The organism is Fusobacterium sp. DD2 (genome assembly GCF_018205345.1).
Lineage (GTDB): Bacteria > Fusobacteriota > Fusobacteriia > Fusobacteriales > Fusobacteriaceae > Fusobacterium_A.
In genome coordinates, this window is the sequence record NZ_JADRHM010000024.1 from 1 (window position 1) to 23,960 (window position 23,960).

23 protein-coding genes, 2 tRNA genes and 1 riboswitch are annotated in these 23,960 nt (G+C 30.1%); of the genes, 15 read left to right on the plus strand and 10 right to left on the minus strand.

The features are described from left to right. Window positions 1–95: 95 nt before the first annotated feature. The 3 genes from IX290_RS05215 to IX290_RS05225 form a co-directional block, all read right to left on the minus strand. Entirely contained in the window at window positions 96–986 is an 891-nt protein-coding gene (locus tag IX290_RS05215; RefSeq protein ID WP_211492154.1) for a radical SAM protein, read from the minus strand. A 186-nt stretch (window positions 987–1,172) separates the two neighbouring features. After that, window positions 1,173–1,523 (minus strand): hypothetical protein, encoded by a 351-nt coding sequence (locus tag IX290_RS05220; RefSeq protein WP_211492155.1) that lies wholly within the window; start codon window positions 1,521–1,523, stop codon window positions 1,173–1,175. An 80-nt stretch (window positions 1,524–1,603) separates the two neighbouring features. After that, window positions 1,604–2,080, minus strand: coding sequence for a hypothetical protein (locus IX290_RS05225; protein ID WP_211492156.1), 477 nt, complete (start codon window positions 2,078–2,080; stop codon window positions 1,604–1,606). Between the two features lie 241 nt (window positions 2,081–2,321). Here IX290_RS05225 and IX290_RS05230 point away from each other — a divergent pair. The 4 genes from IX290_RS05230 to IX290_RS05245 all read left to right on the plus strand — a co-directional run bounded on the left by IX290_RS05230 (window position 2,322) and on the right by IX290_RS05245 (window position 5,260). After that, window positions 2,322–2,398: transfer RNA gene (locus IX290_RS05230), tRNA-Pro, on the plus strand. 6 nt (window positions 2,399–2,404) lie between these two features. Beyond that, a tRNA-Gln gene (locus IX290_RS05235) sits at window positions 2,405–2,479 on the plus strand. A gap of 179 nt (window positions 2,480–2,658) precedes the next feature. Beyond that, entirely contained in the window at window positions 2,659–4,464 is a 1,806-nt protein-coding gene (locus IX290_RS05240; protein ID WP_211492157.1) for a polysaccharide deacetylase family protein, read from the plus strand. A 13-nt stretch (window positions 4,465–4,477) separates the two neighbouring features. Then, window positions 4,478–5,260 carry a type III pantothenate kinase gene (locus tag IX290_RS05245; RefSeq protein ID WP_211492158.1) on the plus strand — a complete coding sequence of 261 codons (783 nt, stop codon included), beginning with the start codon at window positions 4,478–4,480 and terminating at the stop codon, window positions 5,258–5,260. Between the two features lie 73 nt (window positions 5,261–5,333). On the opposite strand, the gene IX290_RS05250 is transcribed toward IX290_RS05245, so the two are convergent. Together IX290_RS05250 and IX290_RS05255 are read right to left on the minus strand one after the other, a co-directional pair. Further along, entirely contained in the window at window positions 5,334–6,404 is a 1,071-nt protein-coding gene (locus IX290_RS05250) for a M20/M25/M40 family metallo-hydrolase (RefSeq protein WP_211492159.1), read from the minus strand. 15 nt (window positions 6,405–6,419) lie between these two features. Then, window positions 6,420–7,937 carry an ABC transporter substrate-binding protein gene (locus tag IX290_RS05255; RefSeq protein ID WP_211492160.1) on the minus strand — a complete coding sequence of 506 codons (1,518 nt, stop codon included), beginning with the start codon at window positions 7,935–7,937 and terminating at the stop codon, window positions 6,420–6,422. A 348-nt stretch (window positions 7,938–8,285) separates the two neighbouring features. Continuing rightward, window positions 8,286–8,418: riboswitch (cyclic di-AMP (ydaO/yuaA leader) on the plus strand. 85 nt (window positions 8,419–8,503) lie between these two features. On the opposite strand from IX290_RS05255, the gene IX290_RS05260 reads away from it, so the two are divergent. Continuing rightward, the gene (locus IX290_RS05260; protein ID WP_211492161.1) at window positions 8,504–10,084 is read left to right on the plus strand and encodes an ABC transporter permease/substrate-binding protein; all 1,581 of its coding nucleotides are present in this window, start codon (window positions 8,504–8,506) and stop codon (window positions 10,082–10,084) included. A gap of 29 nt (window positions 10,085–10,113) precedes the next feature. Next, window positions 10,114–11,250 carry an ABC transporter ATP-binding protein gene (locus tag IX290_RS05265; protein ID WP_211492162.1) on the plus strand — a complete coding sequence of 379 codons (1,137 nt, stop codon included), beginning with the start codon at window positions 10,114–10,116 and terminating at the stop codon, window positions 11,248–11,250. Window positions 11,251–11,320: 70 nt separating this feature from the next. On the opposite strand, the gene IX290_RS05270 is transcribed toward IX290_RS05265, so the two are convergent. Genes IX290_RS05270 through IX290_RS05290 form a run of 5 tightly spaced genes read right to left on the minus strand, consistent with a single transcriptional unit; the run spans window position 11,321 to window position 15,898 of the window. Beyond that, the gene (locus tag IX290_RS05270) at window positions 11,321–12,949 is read right to left on the minus strand and encodes an NFACT family protein (protein WP_211492163.1); all 1,629 of its coding nucleotides are present in this window, start codon (window positions 12,947–12,949) and stop codon (window positions 11,321–11,323) included. A 15-nt stretch (window positions 12,950–12,964) separates the two neighbouring features. Continuing rightward, window positions 12,965–13,639, minus strand: coding sequence for a MarR family transcriptional regulator (locus IX290_RS05275; RefSeq protein WP_211492164.1), 675 nt, complete (start codon window positions 13,637–13,639; stop codon window positions 12,965–12,967). An 11-nt stretch (window positions 13,640–13,650) separates the two neighbouring features. After that, entirely contained in the window at window positions 13,651–14,292 is a 642-nt protein-coding gene (gene rpe / locus IX290_RS05280; RefSeq protein ID WP_211492165.1) for a ribulose-phosphate 3-epimerase, read from the minus strand. Further along, entirely contained in the window at window positions 14,285–15,151 is an 867-nt protein-coding gene (gene rsgA / locus IX290_RS05285; RefSeq protein ID WP_349290741.1) for a ribosome small subunit-dependent GTPase A, read from the minus strand. The genes rpe and rsgA overlap by 8 nt, the downstream gene beginning before the upstream one ends. 36 nt (window positions 15,152–15,187) lie before the next feature. Further along, a complete protein-coding gene (locus tag IX290_RS05290; protein WP_211492166.1) occupies window positions 15,188–15,898 on the minus strand; it encodes a PASTA domain-containing protein in 711 nt (236 codons plus the stop codon). A gap of 309 nt (window positions 15,899–16,207) precedes the next feature. On the opposite strand from IX290_RS05290, the gene IX290_RS05295 reads away from it, so the two are divergent. From IX290_RS05295 to IX290_RS05335, 9 genes are all read left to right on the plus strand, one after another. Continuing rightward, window positions 16,208–19,354, plus strand: coding sequence for an autotransporter domain-containing protein (locus IX290_RS05295; RefSeq protein ID WP_211492167.1), 3,147 nt, complete (start codon window positions 16,208–16,210; stop codon window positions 19,352–19,354). Window positions 19,355–19,610: 256 nt separating this feature from the next. Beyond that, window positions 19,611–20,132 (plus strand): hypoxanthine phosphoribosyltransferase, encoded by a 522-nt coding sequence (hpt, locus tag IX290_RS05300; protein WP_211492168.1) that lies wholly within the window; start codon window positions 19,611–19,613, stop codon window positions 20,130–20,132. A 12-nt stretch (window positions 20,133–20,144) separates the two neighbouring features. Next, the gene (rsmA, locus tag IX290_RS05305; protein WP_211492169.1) at window positions 20,145–20,939 is read left to right on the plus strand and encodes a 16S rRNA (adenine(1518)-N(6)/adenine(1519)-N(6))-dimethyltransferase RsmA; all 795 of its coding nucleotides are present in this window, start codon (window positions 20,145–20,147) and stop codon (window positions 20,937–20,939) included. A 44-nt stretch (window positions 20,940–20,983) separates the two neighbouring features. After that, window positions 20,984–21,247: a DUF4911 domain-containing protein gene (locus IX290_RS05310; RefSeq protein ID WP_211492170.1), complete on the plus strand. Its 264-nt coding sequence runs from the start codon at window positions 20,984–20,986 to the stop codon at window positions 21,245–21,247. 15 nt (window positions 21,248–21,262) lie between these two features. Further along, window positions 21,263–21,502, plus strand: coding sequence for a KH domain-containing protein (locus tag IX290_RS05315; protein ID WP_211492171.1), 240 nt, complete (start codon window positions 21,263–21,265; stop codon window positions 21,500–21,502). A gap of 8 nt (window positions 21,503–21,510) precedes the next feature. After that, a complete protein-coding gene (gene rimM / locus IX290_RS05320) occupies window positions 21,511–22,062 on the plus strand; it encodes a ribosome maturation factor RimM (protein ID WP_211492172.1) in 552 nt (183 codons plus the stop codon). Continuing rightward, window positions 22,062–22,790, plus strand: a complete 729-nt coding sequence (gene trmD / locus IX290_RS05325) for a tRNA (guanosine(37)-N1)-methyltransferase TrmD (protein ID WP_211492173.1) — start codon at window positions 22,062–22,064, stop codon at window positions 22,788–22,790. Before rimM ends, trmD begins: the two co-directional genes overlap by 1 nt. 39 nt (window positions 22,791–22,829) lie before the next feature. Continuing rightward, entirely contained in the window at window positions 22,830–23,354 is a 525-nt protein-coding gene (locus IX290_RS05330) for a gamma carbonic anhydrase family protein (protein ID WP_211492174.1), read from the plus strand. Between the two features lie 13 nt (window positions 23,355–23,367). Beyond that, the gene (locus IX290_RS05335) at window positions 23,368–23,931 is read left to right on the plus strand and encodes an RNA methyltransferase (RefSeq protein WP_211492175.1); all 564 of its coding nucleotides are present in this window, start codon (window positions 23,368–23,370) and stop codon (window positions 23,929–23,931) included. Window positions 23,932–23,960: the final 29 nt, after the last annotated feature.

The window sequence follows — 23,960 nt, forward strand, 5'->3', positions numbered from 1 at the left end:
TTTTAAGTTCATTGTCTCGCTCTCGCGAACAGAATATATAATAACATAATTTTTGAAACACGTCAATAGCTTTTTTTATTTTTTTGTTTTATAAACTATAATCTTCTATATTTCTTTTTTATTTCTCTATCTCCGTTTAATACTAAATCTATCTCTTTTAACATTTTTTCCTTATCATATGGTAATGTTCCTGCTAAATTTAAATAGTTAGATGCATGATTTGCTCTAAATACAATTTCTTTATCACAGTGAATATTTTCAATAATAGTTCTAATCTCTTTTAAAATTTCCACTGAAGAAGCTTCTTTAAATTTTCCCTCTTTCATAAGATTATATATTTCACAGCCAGGACTGATAATAAGAGTTAAGACACCTAGAAAATCTGGTTTTATTTCACTTACTATTTTTCCACTGTTTATAGCATGATTCCACCAATCTTCCTGTCCATTTATACCTACTATTAAAGTTGCTGACAGTTTAAAACCTGCTTTTTTTATTCTTTTTCCTACTTCTGCCATTCCATTTGAATCAACATCTTTATGTATCTTTCTAAGTGTTTCACTGTCACCACTTTCTATCCCTAAATATACAAGCGATATACCACTATCTCTTATATCCTTTAACTCCTCATCACTTTTTTCAATAATAGATTTTGGCGAAGCATAAACAGATATTCTTTCACACTCAGGAAATACTTCTCTTATATATTTAACTGTTCTTATTAAATGATCTGTTGGAACACTCATGGCGTCTCCATCAGCTATAAAAATCCGTCTCACAAATGAAAGGTTCTCCCTAAAAAGATCAATATCTCTCTTTATCTCTTCAAATGATTTTATATAATATTTCTTTCTTTTATACATAGTACAAAAACTACATTTATTGTGTGAGCAGCCAAACGTAAGCTGTAAGATTAATGAATAAGCTTCAGAAGGCGGTCTGTAAAGTGGCTCTGAATATTCTGGTAGTCTATCATAATTAAACATATACTTAAATCCCCCTGTTAAATTCAATTTATTTCATATACTATCATACAAACCAATAAAAAAATAGCATAAAAAAAGAGCTGTTGCAAACTTGTAAAATATAAAATCCTCTTAGCTATAATTTTTTTTAATGCCAAGTATTTGATTTGTACATATTTAGAAATGCAACAGCCCTCTTAAATAATACTATTTAATTACAGATACCTGAATCTCTTTTCCATCTAAAACTAAAATTCCTTCATCTCTTTTAAAATGGATTTCAGCTTTTTCTGTATCTCCAACTAATCTCATACCTGAGGCACAAATTGCTCTATGCATATCTATTTTCTTATCTCCAACTGTCAATACCCCTGTTTCATATAAATTTGATGATTCAAGAGTTACAACCTGATTATTGTCTTCTCTTTTAAAGCTTACCATATCTTTTTGAACTGGAACTTTTTCCTCAATTTTTACATTATCTTTTTTTTCAATTTCAGCAGATGTACATCCTATAAGTACTCCTAATAATCCCAAAGTTACTAAAAATTTTTTCATAACATTTCCTCCTATACTAAAATAAGCATCTTAATAGGAAGATACAACATTTTTTCACTATTTGCAATACTAAACATTAATTACTTCAATACTTTTTTACATTCCTCTATATATTCTTCTATATCCTCTTCATATTCTTTTTCAGCTTCATTCATTTTTTCGTTTATTACTTCATCTCGAAACTTTTTGAAAGTGTATTTATCTTTTCCAAACTTCCCTTTTATATCCATATGAGAGGTTGAATAGGAATCTCCTTTTTTCTCAACTGGAATGTCAACCTTTGCTCCATTATAATTTAAACTTACTATCTTAGTATTATCATCTATTTTCCCAGTTATACTATATTCAATATTAGAAGCAATCTCCTTAAAACTATCTCCAGTAAGTTTATGAATAAAATAAACACCTACATCCTCAACTGTTTCTAAAGTCCTATCTGAAATCTCTATACAGTTATCTAAGCTCATCTTCTTTGTTGCTTCAATATATTTCCCATTATTATCCCCACATCCAAGCAATGATAAAATCAAGATACAATACATCAGCAATTTTTTCACATAATCCCCCCTTTATTCTTTAATTACATTATAGGCAATATATGAGTCCCTTGTCAATTTTACATGTTAGTAGTTTTTCAATGTTTTTATTTTTTATTCTGCCACATTTCATATAAACCCTTATAACTATTGATAACAGCCATGTTATGCATACACATTTTTAAATTTTTCTTAATATTTTCATAAAAAAAAGGTTGACAGTTATTTTTTTTTATGATAGTATATTTCTTGTCAATGAGGACGGAATATAGCGCAGTCCGGTAGCGCACCTGCCTTGGGAGCAGGGGGCCGCAAGTTCGATTCTTGCTATTCCGACCATTGTATTGGGCTGTCGCCAAGCGGTAAGGCAACGGACTTTGACTCCGTTATGCGTTGGTTCGAATCCAGCCAGCCCAGCCATTTTGATAATTACCAACCTAACAGGTTGGTTTTTTTATTTTTTGTGTATTTTATAAAAATTTATAGTATTCATTTTATTTAATTTTAAATCATTTTATGTTATAATGAACAAAGAAAAGATAGCATTTAATATAATATTATCTCATATATATATGAGATAATAATTTGGAGGAAAATATATGAATATACTTATGGCACTATCTCAGCTTGAAGTTACTGGAGCAGAGGTTTATGCTGTCACTTTGAGTAATGAACTCATACAACGTGGACATAACATAACTATTGTCTCTGATACTTTAACTAAAAAAACAGATGCCAATTACATAAAAATAGAATTTAATAAAAGGGGATTACTTGAAAGAGTAAAACAGGTTAAAACTTTGCTCAGAATAATTAAGGAAAAAGATATCCATGTAGTTCATGCACATTCAAGAGCCTCTTCATGGAGCTGTGAAATTGCATGTAAGATAGCTGGAATTCCGCTTATAACTACAACTCATGGAAGACAGCCTGTTCATTTAAGCAGAAAGATTTTCAAAGCTTTTGGAGTTAAAACAATAGCAGTATGTGAAAATATTAAAAAACATCTTATAGATGAATTAGGTGTAAAAGAAGATAAAATACTTGTTTTAAGAAATCCTATTAACAGCTCTCTTTACTCTTTTAACTATAGAGAGCCTGGAGAAATTAAAACTATCTCTATAATAGGAAGACTCTCTGGTCCTAAAGGTGAAGTTACATATAAAGCTGTAGAAAAACTTTCTCAGTTAAAAGATGTAATCATCCAAATTATCGGTGGAAAAGAGCTTCCTCCTAAATTTGAAAAATTTAAAAATAATGACAAAATTAAATTTTTAGGTTATATTAATGATGTACCAGAAAAAATTAAAAATTCTGATTTAATAATTGGAGCAGGAAGAGTTGCAGTAGAAGCAATCCTTTCAGGTAAACCTCTTATAGCAATTGGAGAAGCAGAATATGTAGGACTTATCACTTCAGATAATATTGGAAAAGCACTAAAATCAAATTTTGGAGACATCAATTATAAAAATGAAGAAAATTTCAACTGGAATAAGCTTTTATATGATGTTGAACATGGATTTATTATGCCTGAAGAAAAACTCTTAAAATTGAGAGAAACCATAAAAACAGAATTTGGTCTAAATGCAATTACAGATAAATTGGAAAAAATATACGATAAGGAATATGTATTAAAGAAACGATATGATATCCCTGTTATCATGTATCACAGAGTGATTAAAGATAAAAGTGAAGGTGGGGTACATGGTATCTATGTAACTATTGAAGATTTTGAAAAACATCTTAAATATTTAAAGGATAACAACTATCAGACAGTTACTTTTAAAGATTTAGCTAATAATGGATATAAACATCGTTTTGACAGAGGGAATAAATTCGTCATTCTTACTTTTGATGATGGTTATGAGGATAACTATAAATATGCGTTTCCTCTTCTGAAAAAATATGGATTTAAATCTGTCATTTATCTCCTATCACATCTTGACTATAATAAATGGGATGTGGATGTTAAAGAAAATCCTGAAAAGAAATTTAAACTTATGGATTATAAAATGATAAAAGAGATGGAAGAGTATGGAATTGAATTTGGTGGACATACTAAAACTCACCAAAAACTTGCTGAACTTTCATTTGATGAAGCAGCTGAGGAGATTTATGAAAATAAAGTTGCTCTTGAAGAAAAACTTGGTCATCCACTTATATCTTTTGCATACCCATATGGTAGCTTAAATAAAAATGCTAAAACACTTGCAGAAAATTGTGGTTACCAGTTTGCTGTAGCAACAGACTCTGGAGATGTATGTTTTTCTACTGACCTATTTCAAATTAGAAGAATTGGAATTTTCTCAACTAACAGTTTCTTAACATTTAAGAGAAAGGTTTCTGGAAAATATAACTTTATTAAAATAAGAAGAGAAGAAAAAGAAAGAAAAAAGCAAAAATAAAAGAAGGGGTATTATGTTTATTACAGTAGATATAGGAAATACACATGTGGTAACAGGAATTGTTACTGATTCAGGAGAAATAAAAAGTACATTCAGAGTAGCAACTCAAAATCTTTTAACAGAGGATGAATATTTCGCTTATTTAAAAAACAATCTAGATTTTAACAATATTGATATTAACGATATAGAAGATGTTTTGGTTTCATCTGTTGTGCCAAATCTAAATTCAATATTTGATTATTTTGGAAAAAAATACTTTAATCTTATTCCATTAAAGATAGATACATCACTTGATTTGCCATTCACTTTTGCCAAACATGTTAACTCAACAGGATTTGGAGCAGATAGAATTATAAATATAGTACAGGCAATAAAAGAGTATCCAAATAAAAATCTTATTATATTTGACCTTGGTACTGCAACAACTTATGAAGTTATCAAAAACAACGAATATATTGGTGGAGGAATTTTTCCAGGTATAGAAATGAGTTTAAATGCTCTTTTTGGAAGTACTGCAAAACTACCAAAGATACCATTTGCAAAACCTAAAACTATTTTAGGATATGATATATCATCAGCAATACAAGGTGGTATTTACTATGGTTATTTGGGACAATTAAAAGAGATTATTAAAACAATTAAAGAAGAAGCAGGAGATGACTTCCTTGTAATAGCAACAGGAGGTCTTGGAAAACTTGTTTCTGCTCAATTAGAAGAGATAAATATCTATGATCCAAATCTTGGATTAAAAGGTTTATTCTCTCTTTATATAAGAAATAAAGATAAAAAAAGATAAAATTAATAAAAAAGTGCTGATAGCAATAATTATTGCCATCAGCATTTTTATTTTACTCTATTTTACATTCCTCTTAGAAGCTTTTAATAGTGTCACTATCTAATTCTTCAATTATTGCCATAGCAAGGTCTATAGCTGACTGTAAATCTTCTACAGCAGCATATGAATAGTGCGTATGGGCATATCTTGTAGGTATTCCAAGTACAAGTACAGGTATACCTGTTTCAGATAGATGATATTTTCCTCCATTTGTTGATCCTTTTTCCCTTGCAATGACCTGATATTTTATCCCTTTTTTGTCTGCAATCTTTTTAGCATATCTTAAAACTCTTGGATTTGAAATCATAGCACCATCAATAGCACGAAGCTGAACTCCTTTTTTTAGTGCTCCATGAGCTGAAAATTCGTCTCTAAAACTATCATCTGCTGGAGAACCTTCAAAAACCATTACAAAGTCAGGTTTTACCTTATAAGCTGCAACTTGTGCCCCTCTTAATCCAACTTCTTCCTGAGATGCAAACATTCCAACTACATTACAATTTTTCTTTTTTCCTTTTAGTTTATTTAAAACTGTTGTAACTGCAACGCATCCAAGTCTGTTGTCAAAAGCTTTACCTCTCATAACATCAATCTTTTCATCATAGAAAAATTTAACATCTGGAACTATTGGGTTACCAACTTCAACACCATATAATTTAACTGTTTCATCATAACTGCTTGTTCCTAAATCTATTGTTAATTCTGATAATTTAGGAAGTCTATTTCTTTCCTCTTCAGTCATAAAATGAGGCGGCTTAGAGTTAACAGTTCCAACATACTTTTCTCCCTTTTCATTTTGAAGAATTACACTACTTGCAGGTATATTTCCAACATGCCAACCACCAAGTTGTAAAAATGATAAACTTCCATTTCTATTTATATTTTCTACTATAAATCCAACCTCATCAGTATGGCAATCTAAACCTATAGTCGGTTTGTTATTATCTCTTTCTTTAAGTCCTGCATATAGGTTATTAATAGAATCTCTTTCAAGACTTATAAAATCAAGATGCTTTTTAATACTTTCAATAACTTCATCCTCATAACCAGGTGCCCCAAAAAGATTACTATACTCTTCTGCTAATTTTATCAGTTCCTTTTTCATCTATCTTTCCTCCAATTATTTTGTACCTTTAAACTTTAAGTTTTGGAAAAGAATATAACTTGTAGGTTCTACTCCTTCCACATCATTTGTTGCTGCTACTGTGTTATTTGTATAATATACAGGTATTACTGGTACATCTTCATATATTATATCACTAACTTCTTTATAAAGTTCTTTTCTTTTTTCAGGATCAATCTCTCTTTTTGCTGCGTCAAGTAATTTATCCATTTTTGGATTTACATATTGTGCTCTATTTCCAGCTGAACCTAGTTGAGAACTGTGGAAGTTAGGGAAATATCCATAATCTCCATCATATGTTGAAGGTCCCCATCCTAATGAGAACATATCCAAATCTCCTCTACCAGTTGCTGCAAGGAAAGCTCCCCATTCAAGTCCTTGAATTTTAACGTCTAAACCTATATCTTTAAGTTGAGCTTGAATTACTTCAGACATTTGCATTCTAACAGGGCTATTACTTGTTCCCATAACTATAGTTGTTCCTTCTAATCCTTTTTCTTTTATTATTCTCTTTGCTTCTTCAGGATTGTAATCAACAACTTTTGAATCAGGATTATAACCAAATGTACCTGGAGCTATAAAGCTATTTGCTTTCTTAACTGATCCAAGGAATATACTTTGAATTATAGCATCTCTATCAATTCCCATAGCTACAGCTCTTCTTACATCTTTATCTTTAAATATTCCTTTTGATGTGTTAAATCCAATATATGAAACACTTATTCCTGGCATCTCTTTATATATAAGATTTTTGTCATTCATAACAAGTCTTCTTGACTCAGCATTTAAGTCTGCTGTCATATTTATTTCCCCAGTTTCAAGTCCTATTACACTACTATTTTCTTCTGGAATTGCTCTAACTACTACATATTTTATAGCAGGTGCACCTTTGAAATACTTATCATTAGCTTCAATAGTAATTCTATCTCCAACTTTCCAATCCTTAAATTTGTAAGGTCCTGTTCCAACTGGATTTTGGAAACCATCAATTCCCTTTTCTTCAAAATATTTCTTATCAATTATTGAAGCAGTCTTATGGCTTAGGTGAGCAAGTAATGGTGCAAATGGCTCACTAGTATGAATTTTTACAGTTACAGGATCTATAACTTCCACTTTATCAATTAATGCATAAAGGTGTGCAACTTTTGGAAGAGTCTTAGCTCTTTCTAAAGTGTATTTAACATCTTCAGCACTAAATTTATCTCCATTATGGAAATATACATTATCATTAAGATGCATAATTAAAGTGTTTGGGTCCTCATATTCCCAACTTTTAGCCAATCCAGGAACAATCTTTCCTGTCATTTCATCAATTTCAACTAATCTGTCATAAAGGACTGTGATAAGTCTTTGTGAATATTGTTCTGTTGTGTCTTGTGGATCTAAAGTTTTACCTTCTGATATTTGAGAAAAAACAAGAGTATTATTTTTTTCATTTTCATTCTCTTTTTTCTCACCACATCCAACAAAAACCATCATTGTGAATAACATCAGTAAAAATATTTTCTTTTTCATACACTTTCCCCCTTTATTTATTATGCATTATTAAGGTTATACCATACCTATCGTATATTGTACAGGATATTTTGCAAATTTTATAAATTTATTTTCATTTTATATATTATATTGATATTTATTTTCACTTTAATGTATTATTTCTGTATTTTATTTTTATTTTAATTTTTCTATACATATTATATTTTCTTTACACTTAAAAATTTATAAATTTATATATACATATATTATACACTAATAAATAAGAAAACAAAATTAAAATTGTTTTATTTTTCATATTTAAGACTATATTTTAGAAATTTAAATTTGACTATTGATAAAATTTATTGTATAATGAATTGTATTAATATTTCTTTGATGCTTAATTTATATTTTTAATGTAAAGCGGGGGACCCAATAAAAGGGGCGAATTTCTTTGTGAATAGGATACTTTTCAATCCGAGCCCGTCAGCTAACCTCGTAAGCTATGAAAAGAGTTGTGTATATATAATATTGGTAACTTAAAGCATCACAGCTCTATGTTGGTGATGCTTTTTTTATGCTTAATTACAATTAGGAGGTAACATATGGATTTTTTAAATTACTTAATTTTAGAACACAAACAAATAATATCACTCCTATTACAACATATTAATCTGACATTTTTGTCGGTTCTGTCCGCTGTTGTAATAGGGGTCCCAATTGGAATACTTATCAGTCATTTCAAAAAAGCAAATAAAACAGTTTTAGGAATTGCAAATACAATTCAAGCTATACCCAGTATGGCTTTACTAGGATTTTTAATTCCATTTCTTGGAATCGGTGTAGTACCATCTGTTTTTATGGTGGTTCTTTATTCTCTTCTACCTATTATAAAAAATACTTTTACAAGTATTGAAGGAATTAATCCCCAAATGATAGAAGCAGCAGAAGGAATTGGTCTTACAAAACTGCAAATACTTTTTAAAATACAAATTCCAATGGCTCTTCCAATAATCATGGCAGGGATACGTATTTCTGCAGTTACAGCTGTCGGACTTATGACAATTGCTGCCTTCGTTGGTGCTGGTGGTCTAGGTTTCCTTGTGTTTTCAGGTATCAGAACAGCAAATACAAATCAGATATTAGCAGGAGCAATACCTGCATGTATTTTAGCTCTTTTCATAGATTGGACTGCTGCAATTATAGAAAAAATAGTTGTTCCAAAGGGAATATCTTCAAATATAAATAGTGGAAACAGAACAACACTTTTACAAAAAGTAATTTTAATTGCATGTCTTGCACTATTTACATTTGGTATTGGTGATACTATATATACTAAATATATAGCAAAACCTACTAAAACAATAACTGTTGCAAGTAAGGACTATACAGAACAAATACTTTTAGGTAATATGCTTGCAGAATTAATAGAGAGCTATACAGATATAGATGTACAAAGAAAATTTGCTCTAGGTGGTACAAAAGTTATTTTTGGTGCTCTGCAAAGTGGTGAAGTTGATATGTATATGGAATACACAGGAACAATCTTTGCTGATATGTTAAAGCATGACCCTATTAAAGAAAATGTCAACTCAAAAGATGTTTATGAAATATCTAAAAGAGAGATAGAACAGGATTATAATATGTATGTTGGTAAGGAGCTTGCTTTTAATAACACTTATAGACTTGCAGTGAGAAAAGATTTAGCTAATAAATATAATCTAAAAAATATAAGTGACCTGATTCCTATTTCATCTGAAATAATAATCTCTCCAACATTTGAATTTACAAACAAAAGAGATGGACTTCCAGGTGTAATGGATAGATATCAAGGACTTAAATTTAAAGATGTTATATCAATTGATGGAGCACTTCGTTATCAAGCTCTAGATAATCACGAAAGTGATGTAATTGATGCATTTGCTACAGATGGATTACTTGCATCATTTGATTTAGTGGTACTTGAAGATGATAAGGATTTCTTCCTGCCATACCATGCAGTACCTCTAGTGAGAAGGGATGTCTTAAATAAATATCCAGAACTTAAACATATAACAGATTCACTTGAAAATGTACTTACAGATGATGTTATGAGAGAATTAAATAATGAAGTGGACACTAAAAAAAGAGAACCTCAAGAAGTTGCTCACGAATTTCTTTTAAAAAATGGTTTGTTAAAGAAATAAATTGCATAAATAATAAAGGAGGTTAATTTATGATTGAATTTAGAGGAATAAATAAAATTTTTAAAAATAATATAGTATTACATGATGTTAACTTGAAAATAGATGATAAATCAATAACAGTATTTGTTGGCCCATCAGGGTGTGGTAAAACAACTACTTTAAAAATGATAAACAGACTTATTAAACCTACTTCTGGTCAAGTGTTAATAAATGGAGAGGATATATCTAAGAAAAATGTTATTGATTTGAGAAGAGGAATTGGATATGTTATCCAACAAACCGGGCTATTTCCACATATGACAATAAAAGAAAATATTGAGCTTGTGGCAAAACTACAAAAAATGCCAGAAGGAGCAAGAGACAAGAGAGTAAGAGAACTTATGGACATGGTTGGCCTTCCATTTGATAACTATGCTAATAGATATCCTAAACAACTCAGTGGAGGTCAGCAGCAAAGAGTTGGAATTGCAAGAGCATTTATGACAAATCCTGATATAATACTTATGGACGAGCCTTTTTCGGCTCTGGATCCAATTACAAGATCACAGCTTCAAGATGAACTTATAAATATTCAAACTCAAGAGAATAAAACTATTATATTCGTCAGTCACGATATGGATGAAGCAATAAAAATAGCTGATAAAATTTGTATAATGGAAAAGGGAAAAGTAATACAGCATGATGATCCTGAAACAATTCTTAAAAACCCAGCAAATGACTTTGTAAGCAGTTTCGTTGGAGAAAATAGAATCTGGTCATCACCTGAATATATTAAAGTTCAGGATATTATGGAACATGATCCAATTACTTGTTCTATGGATATGAGTTTATTCAAATGTATCAGAAAGATGAAACATGAAAGAGTTGATTCTCTTCTTGTTGTTGATAGAAGAAACAAATTCCAAGGTAAGATTACAATAAAATCAATTCAGAAGGAACCAGACCACTATAAAACAGTTAAAGAGGTAATGACTATCCCTAAGTTTATCACTTCTCCTGATAAGTCTATTTTAGATGTATTAAGAGAGGTAAATGAACATCACGTATCAAATCTTCCAGTGGTAGATGAAAATGGAATCTTACGTGGTATAATCACTAAGAGCAGTCTGGTTACAACACTGAGTCAGCAATTTGATTTCCCATTAGTTGATGAGGACGAAGAATAAAATTAATAAAAAAAGAATTTTAAAGTTTAAATAAAAAAGAGCTGATAGAAATAATTTCTATCAGCTTTTATTATTTTTCAATATCTATTTTTTCAACAGTAAGATTTTTTTCATTTACATATGTTACAAATCCAGGCTTTGCACCTTTAGGTTTATTAATATATCTCTTCTGTGTATAGTCTACACTTACTTTATCACCTAAAATCGCCTTTGAGTAATAAGCTGCAATCCGAGCTCCATGTAACAGTATTTCATCAGTTAAGTTATCACATTTGATAATAACATGAGAACCTGGAATATTTTTACTGTGAAGCCAAATGTCATTTTTATCAGCAACTTTAAATGTCAGGTTATCATTTTCAATGTTATTTCTACCATAAAAAATCTGGTAATTTTCTCCCTGAATAACACCATAATCCACTGTTTTATTTTGTTTCTTTGATTTTTGTTTTTTCTCTTTTTTCTTTCTTATATATCCTTGTACTACAAGCTCTTCATATATCTGCTTTAAGTTATCTATGTCATCACTGTTATCAATAAACAGCTTAATACCATTTAGATAATCAAGTTCTTCTGTTATCTCAGCATGTCTTCTTGCGTTAGCCTCTAATCCACGTTTTAATTTATTATATTTTTTATATAATTTTTCTAAATTTTGTTGTGGTGACAATTGAACATCTAAAGGGATTTTTACCATACAGTTATTGTAAAAATCAAAAGTTTCCAGATATTCCATTCCTCTTTTAACGTTATACATTGAAGCTGCTAAAATATCTCCATACTGTTGATACTTTTCGTAGTCCTTTTTTTCTTCCTTCTCTACTGCTAAAACTTTTAAAATCTTCTCATTTTTTTTAATTTTTTTCAATACATTAGCAATTAAACTATTTTTCAATGTATCAAAACTAGCTGAAAGATTTTCATTATCAATATAATAATTCACAAGTTCTTTATAAGTGGCAAAATCCAATATTTCACTATATTTTTCCTTTGGTAAGATATCCAATACAGTTGCTAAAAGTATCTTTTTATTCTTTAGATAAATTTTTGGCTTTATTTCACTTTTCAAAACACTCTCATATTGATTATAAGTCTTAACATTTTGTAAAAATAGTTTTCCTATTCCTTCTACATTTTGTAATAAGCTTCTCTCTTCTATAAACTTATTAAATGTAGCTTCATCTACTTCAAGAGGTGATATTTTCTTTTCTATTATTGGCTGTTCATAAGGAAGACCTGGAAATATTGCTCTAAGTCTATTCTCTTCTAATGAAAATCTTTTTAGCACATCAATTATTATCTCATTTTCATCAGTAAAAATGAAATTAGAATATTTTCCCATAATCTCAAAGAATATCTTAAAGTTTTTTACCTCTCCAAGTTCATTAATCCTTGCAAACTCAAATACAAGTATTCTGTCAAATCCTATCTGCTCAATATCAATAAGCATAGCATTTATAAGATGTTTTCTCATATTTGCAACAAGACCTGAACCATTTTCCAATATAGCTTCCTTTGAAGTAGTTATATAACATATAGGGAAGTTAGGATTACACGAAAAAACAAGTTCACTTCTTCCAAAATATATAGATAAAGAACTCTCTGTATTCTTAGTTATCTTATTTATTTTTCTGTTGATTAAATCTACTTTTAATTCATCTTTTATCTTATTTAGTGAAACTCCATCAATGTAAAACATTTTCCCCTGCCTTTTTTATTCTGCCTTAATTCCAATTAGATTCTTTGCATCTAATACATCTAATACAACAACCTCTTCAGTTGGTGATTTTATAACAAAATTATCTTTTGAACTGCTATCCATTATCTCTACAACACTGAAGTTTTCAATTCCATGCCCTGCAAAGAAGTTTTGAACTATTGGTGTTCCTTTAATCTCTACAATTGAAACTTTATCTCCAACTGCAAAATCAACTATTGTTAATGGTTTAAAATAATCTGTCTTTTCTTTTAAAGCACCTAAAATCAACTCAAATATCTCTATAAAATGACTTAAGTCTTTATCTGCAATGTTTTCTGTGATACTAGACATTATCATTTTGTGGTAGTTATTATGATATACCAGTGCTTTACTTCCCTTTGGTGTAAGAGAAACAAAAACTTTTCTTCTATCTGTATTTGATCTGATTCTAGTTATGAAACCTTTTTCAGTAAGTTTAGAAACCGCTACAGTTGCTGTTCCCATAGTAATTCCTATCTTATCAGATAGTTCATTCATGGTTAAAGATTCTTCTCCGATTGCTTCTATTAAATGAAGTTCTGTGTGAGTTAAACATTTTATTCCTCTTTTTAAAGCCATATCTTCAGTTTTATAAAAAAGTTTGTAAAACTCTTCTAAAATCTCATTAACTTTATTAATGTTCCCCTTCATTTCACCCATGATTAACAACCTCTCTTTAAATTATCAATTCTTTCCTTATAATCTCCTGAAAATACGTAAGAACCAGCAACAAAGATGTTTGCACCTGCCTCAATACACTTTCCTATAGTTTTGTCTGTTATTCCACCGTCAATTTGGATATCAACAGTTGAACTTAATTTTCTAACATCTTTTATCTTTTCTACTGTTGATTCAATAAATTTTTGTCCTCCAAATCCAGGGTTAACACTCATAATCAATACCATATCCAGGTCATCAATTATATATTTTAAAACATCTACAGGTGTTGCAGGATTAAGAGATACTGCTGCTTTTACTCCAAATCCTTTAATTTGTTGAATAACTCTATGAAGATGTGTAGTTGATTCAGCATGAACAGTTATTAAATCTGCACCTGCTTTTACAAAATCCTCAATGTATCTTTCTGGTCTATCTATCATTAGATGTACGTCAAAAACAAGATCCGTTTTATTTCTTACTGCTTTTATTACTGGAGCACCAAAAGTTATATTTGGTACAAAAATACCATCCATTACATCTATATGTACATAATCAGCTCCTGCCTTATCAATTGCTATTATTTCTTCTCCTAATTTGCTGAAATCAGCTGATAATATTGAAGGAGCTATTTTAATTTTACTCATATTTGTTCCACCTTTCATTTTTTAATTTTTCATATACTTTTTTATAAAATTCATATCTACTCTTTTCAAGAGTAGTGTTTTCTACTGCTTCTTTTATTTTACATCCTGGTTCATTAAGATGCTGGCAATCACTAAATTTACAACCCTCTTTTCCTGAAAATTCAGGAAAAAGACCCATTAATTCCCATGAATCTTTAATAACTGGAATTTCAATAGAAGAAAACCCAGGAGTATCAATAATATATCCACCACCTAAAAGAGGTAGCAGATTTGTATCTTTAGTAGTATGTTTTCCTTTTTTTAATTTTTTACTTGTTTCTCCAACTTCAAGGACTTTTTCAACTTGTAACATGTTGATTATGCTCGATTTTCCAACTCCACTAGGTCCACCAAAAGCAGAGATATGGTCTTTTATAAAGTCCTTTAAACTATCAATCCCAATATTTTTCTTTTTAGAAATTAAAAAATATGGAACATCTATTTTTTCCAAAAACTTTAAACTCATTTTCAAATCTTCTAACTCCTCATCAGTTAAAAGATCTATTTTATTTATAACGATTACAGGTTTTATCTTATAATAAAAACTTCTTAAAAGCATTATATTCAATCTTTCAAGATCCATATCAGGATCCTTAGCTGCAAATTGAATTATAAAATAGTCAATATTTGCAACTATTGGTCTTTCCAATAAGTTTTTTCTCTCTTCTATTCCTACAATATAGTTGTCATCAGATATTTCAACTATATCACCTACTACGCAGTTATTCTTACTCTCTTTTCTCTTAAGAATACCACGAAGTTTACATTCATGAACCTCATCCCCAGAGTTAACATAATAAAATCCTTGTATCTTGTTAATTACTCTACCTTTTATTTTTCCAGCCTCCTTAATTATTTATCTATTAACTACAACATCAATTGAAGATCCAGCAGCAGCCTTTTCTCCCGATTGAATATTTGTTTTTACAATTACATCTTTTTCTATTCCTTCAATAGAAGTATACTCAACATTTCCTAAAATAAGAGAATTCTTTAAAAGAATATCTTTACCTTGTTCAACTGACAATCCAATTATGTCTGGAACTCTTACCTGAACTACATTTTCTACACCATTTACTAAAAATGAAATCTTTTCTCCCTTAGTCAAAAGTGTTCCTGTAGCAGGGTCTGTTGCTAATACTTCATTATATTTACCATTATCCTTTACTGTAATTACTTTTCCAATTTTCATACCTTTTTCTTCTGCTAAAACTTTTGCATCAAGATAGTTCATTCCAGTAAGATCTGGCATATCTATAAGAGCACTTCCCTTACTTACCCATACTCTAATATTTCTACCTTTTTTTACAACACTTCCAGCTTCTGGCTCTTGTAAAAAAATCTGTCCAATTGGGTAAGATGAAAACTCCCCACCTATCTTTTTTATTCCTAAATCTGAACCTAATATAACTTTTTCTGCTTCTTCATATGTATATGATTTTAAATCAGGTACCTTATAATATTTTTCATTAAAATATCCTATTTCAAAAGTTTTTAGTCCTAAAAGTACAAGAACTATTAAACCTGCAATAATTCCAGAATAAATCAAAATTATTCTCTTTTTCATTTATAGCCTCCATATAAATCTCTATAATATTGATAATAACATAAGTAACACAAAATATCAATAAATACTTACTAAACTCATAATTAAATATTTTGAAATGGATATATATTTATTTTAAAATATTTTTATATTTTCAAAGTGGTAGAACCATCTACAATTGAATAGCTTTTCATTTTATTGAAAAAATATCTCTTTTTTTATAAAATAACACTTGTTATTTTATAATTCATATGATAAAATTCATCTCAACTATACTTAAAAATCACATTCACATCACATATAAAAATTTGAAAATATTAAGGAGAAAGAATGAAAAGTAAAAAAAATAAAATATTATTTGCATGTATTATGACAGCAATATTAACAAACTGCGGTGGTGGCGGTGGAGGAGGCTCTGCTGTAACAGTTCAACCTAGCAATACCGGAATTATAAAACAACCTAAAGTAATAAATAATGTTCCATCAAAAGAGGATAAGAAAACAGAATCTGGATATAAAATTGTGGCTGTAATGCCAGAAAATAATCCTGTTATTCCAGATAAGCTACCTGCTAATGAAAACAGACCTGTTATAAATGCTCCTGGAATAGGAAACTATATTAATCCTATTAAAAATATTAAAATTAAAGATAAAGAGATTTTTATTATCCCAACAGATGATAAAAAAATAGATGGTAAAGGACAAATAGTTGCTATTATGGATAGTGACTTTCTAACTCATAAAGGAGAACTAAAAAACAAGTTCAAAACTATTGAAATTTTAGATAAGGTTTCCAGAAATCCAAATCCTAATGGAAGTCCTCATGGTGAAAGAGTACTTGAACTTATGACAGAGGATACTAAATTTAATATAGTTGCAGCAACTATTGGAGAAAAACTTCATTCAAAAGTCTTTGTATCACCAAGTACAGAGTTATATAGACAAGTGTTTACAAAATTTGGAGATCAGAAAGTAAAAGTTATCAATCAGTCATGGGGTGTAGATTTTAAAGATCATCTTGGAGCTGATGCAAGAGGAAACAGAAACTATAGAGGTATGTTACTTCCTCTTCAAATAGTCCGTGAGGATGAACACAAACTGCAAGCTGATATGGACGAGATAAACAGACGTGGAGATGAACTTATGGACTTTTACACAGAAGCTGTAAATAACGGTGGACTATTTATATGGGCAAATGGAAACCGTGACAGCAATGACCAGACCCTAAATCAAGCATCTCTTCAACCTAGTTTACCTATGGTAAGAGCTGGACTTGAAAAAGGGTGGCTATCTGTTATAGGTGTAGAGGAAAAAGATCCTGTGAGTATTGCTGAGCCTAATGGAGATTATTATGCATACAAACACTATGCACACCATTTAGCTTATCCTGGATATGCTGCTAGATGGTCAATAGCTGCAAGCGGAGAGGGTCCAGAATCTGGAAAAGGAACTATAGGTTCATCATATGCAGCTCCTAGAGTTGCACGTGCTGCTGCACTTGTAGCAAGTAAGTTTGACTGGATGACGAACTCTCAAGTAAGAGAAACTCTACTTACTACTACAGATAAACCTGAACTTAAATACGATAGATATGGAAATCTTCTAGAAACCACTGAACCAAGAGTTATTGCATTTAATATGTCAGATATTCAAGATCAAAGATATGGATGGGGAATTTTAAATACTAAAAGAGCTTTAAAAGGGCCTGGAGCATTTTTAAGAACTCTTTTAGAAAGAGACCCTGGATATAACTATACTGGTTATACACTTTATTTCCAAGCAAACGTTCCAGAAGGAAAAGAGTCTTTCTTTGAAAATGATATATATGGAGACAGTGCACTTAGAAAGAGTGGTAAAGGACGTCTACACCTTACTGGAAACAACAGTTTCAGTGGAACTACAAAGGTTTCTGAAGGGACTTTAGATATCTATAAAAACCACAGTGCAAATATTGATATTGAAAGAGAGGGAACTCTTGTTTTATATGATGGTTCATTTATAGGTTCTACAGGATATGATGGACATATAATCGGTGCAGATGTAACAAATGATGGTAAACTTATTGTATCTAATAAAGAGATAGATGGAAAAGATGGAATACATGCAACAATTGCTGGAAACTATACAGTTAGTGAAAATGGTATAACTGAGATTGATTTTGATTCATCTCTGGATGTCTTAGGAAAAGCAGACCTATCTCAAAGCACTATAAAGATAACTACTGATAAATACAATGGTGTACCTGAAAAAAGAGAGATTATCAAAGGAAATGTTAAAGATATTGACACTGATAAAATCAAAGTAGATGGAATGAGAAAAGCTGTTGCAACTAAGGAGAATAATGCTCTAGTTGTAGAGATGAGCAGAGAAAATGCTGTAACATATCTAAATAGTGAGTATGCAGTTTCTAAAAACACAGCAGAAAATGTTGAAAAAATATTACAAGAGATAGATAACAGAGTTGCAAGTGAAAAAGCAACTGCTGATGATTTAAATAGAGCTATGGCAATAGTTGAGATGTCACACAGTGAGTTTGAAGATTTAGTAGACAGAATCTCTGGAGAGATATATGCATCTGCACAGGCACTTAGTTTTGCTCAATCACAAAATATCAATAGAAATATTTCAAATCATTTAAGTTCTTTAAATAACTTTAGAAAAAGTGATTATGAATGGCAAGGATGGATGTCAGGTATCCATTCTGATGGGAAGCTGAAAGATGAAGGATATGCAACTGGCAAAACTAAAATGAATGGAACACAGTTTGGAATAGATAAAAAAATTAGCCATAGTGTACAAGCAGGAGTATCTCTTTCTTACTCAGATGCTGAAGCTAAATTTAATAAATATGCTGGTGTTTCAAAAAGTAGCTCATTAGGTGCATCTATCTACAGTAAAAAATATTTAAAAAATGATATCTATGTTTTAGGTCGTGCAGGGATTTCTAAATTTACATCTAAAGTCCAAAGAGAACTTATTGATATTGATGGAGATACTGTAGTTGGAAATATTAAACACAAAGATTATATGTTTTCTGGATATTTAGAAACAGGAAAACACTTTGCAAATTTTACACCTTATATTGGAATCTCACAAGATTATTTAAGAAGAGGAAGTTTCCAAGAAAATAGTGCAGCATGGGGTATTAATGCACCAGAAAAAAATTATCTTTCTACTAATATCCTTTTAGGATTAAGAAGTGAATATAAAATGAATAGTTACACATTCACTGGATATATAACTCACTCAATTAACGTAGGAAACAGATCTTTAAGCTTTGATGGAAAATTTACTGGAACAGATACACCTCAAAACTTTAAAGGGATTGATTTGAATAAAAATATCACATGGACTGGCATTGGTATAAGTAAAGAGATAACTCCACAATTTAATATAAATGCAAATTTAGATGTAAGATTTGAAGGGAAACACAGAGCAGACAGCGTCATAAGTGCAGGTTTAGAGTATAGATTTTAATCACTATAAATTCCTGATTTAATTTTCACTCTCAATATGCTACTATAATATATAAGGTAGAAAAAAGTACAACTTTATTAATTCCAATTTTATTATTTATATATTTATTGCGATTATTACTGGACTGAAGAGGGATTTAACTTCTTTTACAAAAGAATAACTACTTGATAAAATGTGTAATAAGTGATAAAATATAGCGTAATTAATTTTATTAAAATTGACTTTTTAGTTTAATTTTAAAAGGAGGAATAAAAAAGTGGATTATACTATTAAAACGCTTTTAACAAGAGAGACAGTTGAAAAAAGAATAAAAGAGTTAGCTAGTCAGATTGAAAAAGATTACGAAGGAAAAGATTTGCTGGTTTTAGGTCTTTTAAAAGGTTCTATTGTCTTTATGACAGATCTTATAAAAGAAATTAATCTTCCTCTTGTTATCGATTTCATGAGCGTTTCTAGTTATTCTGGAACTACTAGTACAGGAGTTGTCAATATTTCAAAAGATACTGACATAGATGTAAAAGGAAAAGATGTCTTAATCGTTGAAGATATTATTGATACTGGACTTACTTTAAGTAACGTTAAAAAACTTTTAGAAAAAAGAGGAACTAAAAGCTTAAAGATTTGTACTCTTTTAGACAAACCTAGTAGAAGAACTGTAGATATGAAAGGAGATTATGTAGGATTTGAAATCCCTGACGAATTTGTCGTTGGATATGGTCTTGACTATGATCAATTACATAGAAATCTTCCTTATATTGGTATAGTAGTAAAAAAATAATTGGAGGAGAATATGTCCTTTAAACATAAAAAAAAGTTTGGACAAAATTTCTTAACTGACCAAAAAGAAGTTTTGCAAAAGATTATGGAAGTTTCAAATGTCACTTCCAATGACACAGTATTGGAAATAGGCCCAGGTGAAGGAGCTCTTACAGCACTGCTTTTAGATACAGCAAAAAGGGTAGTTGCCATTGAGATAGATACTGACTTAGAAAAAATATTGCGTAAAAAATTTGACAGCAATCCTAAATATACTCTAGTTATGAATGACATTCTGGAAACAGATATTGCTTCATATGTTGATAAGGGTACTAAGGTTGTTGCAAATATACCATATTATATAACATCACCTATTATCAATAAACTAATTGAAAACAAAGATGTTATAGATGAAATATATATTATGGTACAAAAAGAAGTGGCAGAAAGAATATGTGCCAAAAAGGGTAAAGAAAGAAGTGTCTTAACTTTAGCAGTTGAATATTTTGGAAGTGCTGAATATCTTTTCACTATTCCAAAAGAGGCATTTACCCCTGTACCAAAAGTTGATTCTGCTTTTATGTCAATAAAACTTTATAAAGATAACAGATATCAAAAACAGGTAGATGAAAATATCTTTTTTAAATATGTAAAAGCGGCTTTCTTTAGTAAAAGAAAAAATCTTCTTAATAATTTTACAAGTCTTGGTTATTCAAAAGATCAACTTCGTGAAATTTTAGGTGAAGCTGGAATCTCTGAAAGTGAAAGAGCTGAAAACTTGACAATAGAAGATTTTATAAGACTAATATCAATATTTGAAAAGAAATAGAGGCTGGTTCATTCAGCCTCATTTTAACATAAAATGGAGGAAATATGCTTACAAGCTATGAATTTTTAATACAAAGCAGAAAAGAAGATATCGACTTTATAAATAAAATCATTGAGGCTTATGAAGGAATTGGAGTAGTTAGAACAGTTAATTCTGAAAAGGGTATTATAAATATAATATCAACAAATGATTTTAAAGATTATGTAAGAGATATTATAAATGATCTTAACGACAACTATGGTGTTGTAGCTAAAATTACAGAAGAAGGACCATGGAAAGGTTCTTTATACATAAATAAGCACAATTAATTGAGGAGGATTTGTATGGAAAAATTAGAAAAACTTATTAATTATATCATTAACGAGCTTATTGATAATCATTCTGAAACTAGAATAACTTATGATGTAGTTGATGATACTATTATTTTTAAAGTGAGCGTAGCAAAAGGTGAAATGGGAAAAATCATCGGGAAAAATGGACTTACAGCTAATGCAATAAGAGGAGTTATGCAAGCTGCTGGAGTAAAAGATAAACTAAATGTAAATGTTGAATTTATAGACTAGGAGGCTGAATGGAACTTTTAACAATTGGGAAAATTTCTGGAACACATCACTTAAAGGGAGCAGTTAAAATCAATTTTGAAATTGATAATCCTGATATTCTATTAAATGAAAAAGTTATAATTAAAATAAGTGACACAGATCAAAAAATACTTACAATAAAGAGCATCTCTCAACTTGCTGGAAACAAATGGATTGTAGAATTTGAAGAGATTACTAATAAAACAGAAGCTGCAAATCTAAGAAATGGATTTGTTGTAGTAAGAAGAGAATTATTAGGTATTGGAGAAGATGAGTATCTTCTAGTTGACCTTATTGGAATGAATGTAGTTGATATAAATACAGATAAAAGCATTGGTAAAGTTAAGGAATTCTTTGATACAGCTGCACACGATATATTAGTTGTGGATTCTCCTGAAGCTGAAGGAATGATACCTAATATTGATGAATTTGTTAAAAAAATAGATTTTGATAAGAAAACTATCTATGTAGATTTAATCGAAGGATTAATGGAGCCAAAAGGAAAAAAATATCAACAAGATGATGGAATGGATGAAGAATAATGAAAATAAATATTTTCACTCTGTTTCCTGAAATGTTTTCTGGTTTTGTACAAGAAAGCATTATTGGAAGAGCTATAAGCAATAATCTTCTTGAAATCAATATTATTAATATAAGAGATTATTGTTATGATAAACATAAACAAGCTGATGATAAGATATTTGGAGGAGGGGCAGGGATGGTTATGAAACCTGAACCTCTTTTTAGAGCTTTGGAAAATGTAAAAGGAAAAGTTATTTATACAACTCCACAGGGACAAACTTTCAATCAGAACCTGGCTATTGAACTTTCTCACGAAGAGGAGATTAATATTATTGCTGGGCACTATGAAGGAATTGACGAGAGAGTTGTTGAAGAAAAAGTTGATATGGAAATATCCATAGGAGACTTTGTTTTAACTGGTGGAGAACTTCCAGCTATGATTATAGCTGACTGTATTGCAAGACTTATCCCTGGAGTTATAAAGAAAGAATCATATGAAAATGATTCTTTTTTCAGTGGACTTCTAGACTTTCCACCCTATACACGTCCAGCTGAATATAATGGTTTAAAAGTTCCAGAAGTACTTATTTCTGGACATCATAAAAATATAGAAACATGGAAACTTAAGGAGAGTTTAAAAAGAACTCTTTTAAGAAGACCAGATTTATTAAAAAATAGAGAATTTACAAAAGAAGAAAAGAAACTATTATTAGAAATTAAAGAGGAATTAAACTCCCCAAAAAAATAATAGCTTAAACTACTCTATAAATTATTGGAGGTAAACAACATGATATACAAACTAGGAGATTTAGTTCCTAAAATTGGAGAAAATAACTATATCGCTGATAATGCAGTTGTTATTGGTGATGTAGAATTTGGAAAAAGCATATCTGTATGGTTCGGTGCCGTAATTAGAGCAGATATGAGTAAAGTAACAGTTGGAGATGAATCAAACATCCAGGATAATGTAACACTACATGGAGATACTCCATATCCTGTGACTATTGGAAAGAGAGTAACTATTGGACATAACTGTATAATCCACGGTTGTACAATAGGAGACGAATGTGTAATTGGAATGGGAAGCACACTTTTAAACGGAAGCGTTATCCCTAAAAACTGTCTTGTTGCTGCAGGAGCAGTAGTTACTCCTAAGTTACAAGCAAAAGAGGGAGACTTGATTGCTGGAATACCTGCAAAAGTTGTAAGACCTCTAAGTGAAAAAAATAGAGAATATCTAAAATATGCTTATAAAGTTTACTGTGATGACATAGTAAAATATTCTAATAAACTTGTTAAAATTGATAAATAATTAGGAGATAAAAATGAGAAATAAAATATACCTAGGATTAGTTCACTATCCTGTTTATAACAAAAGACATGATGTAGTATGTACATCTGTAACAAACTTTGATATTCATGACATATCTAGAACTTGTAGAACTTATAATGTAAAAGGGTACAGATTAATTGTTCCTATTGACTCTCAAAAAATGCTTACTGACAGAATAGTTAATTACTGGCAAGAGGGAACTGGAGGACAATACAACAAAGATAGAGAAGATGCTTTCTCTATTACAAAAGTTATGGATAGCATTGAGGATACTCTTGCTGAAATAGAAAAAACAGAGGGACAAAAACCTATGATTATTACTACTTCTGCTAGAATTTTCCCTAATACTGCAAGTTATAAAAAAGTATCTGACATGATGTTTGAAGATGATAGACCTTATCTTCTACTATTTGGTACAGGTTGGGGATTAACTGATGAAGTAATGGCTATGTCAGATTATATTCTTGAACCAATTAGAGGAAATACTCAATATAACCATCTTTCTGTAAGAGCTGCTGTTGCTATAATCTTAGATAGATTACTTGGAGAAAGATAATATTTACCTCTTTAAAAAATGGGAGGAAA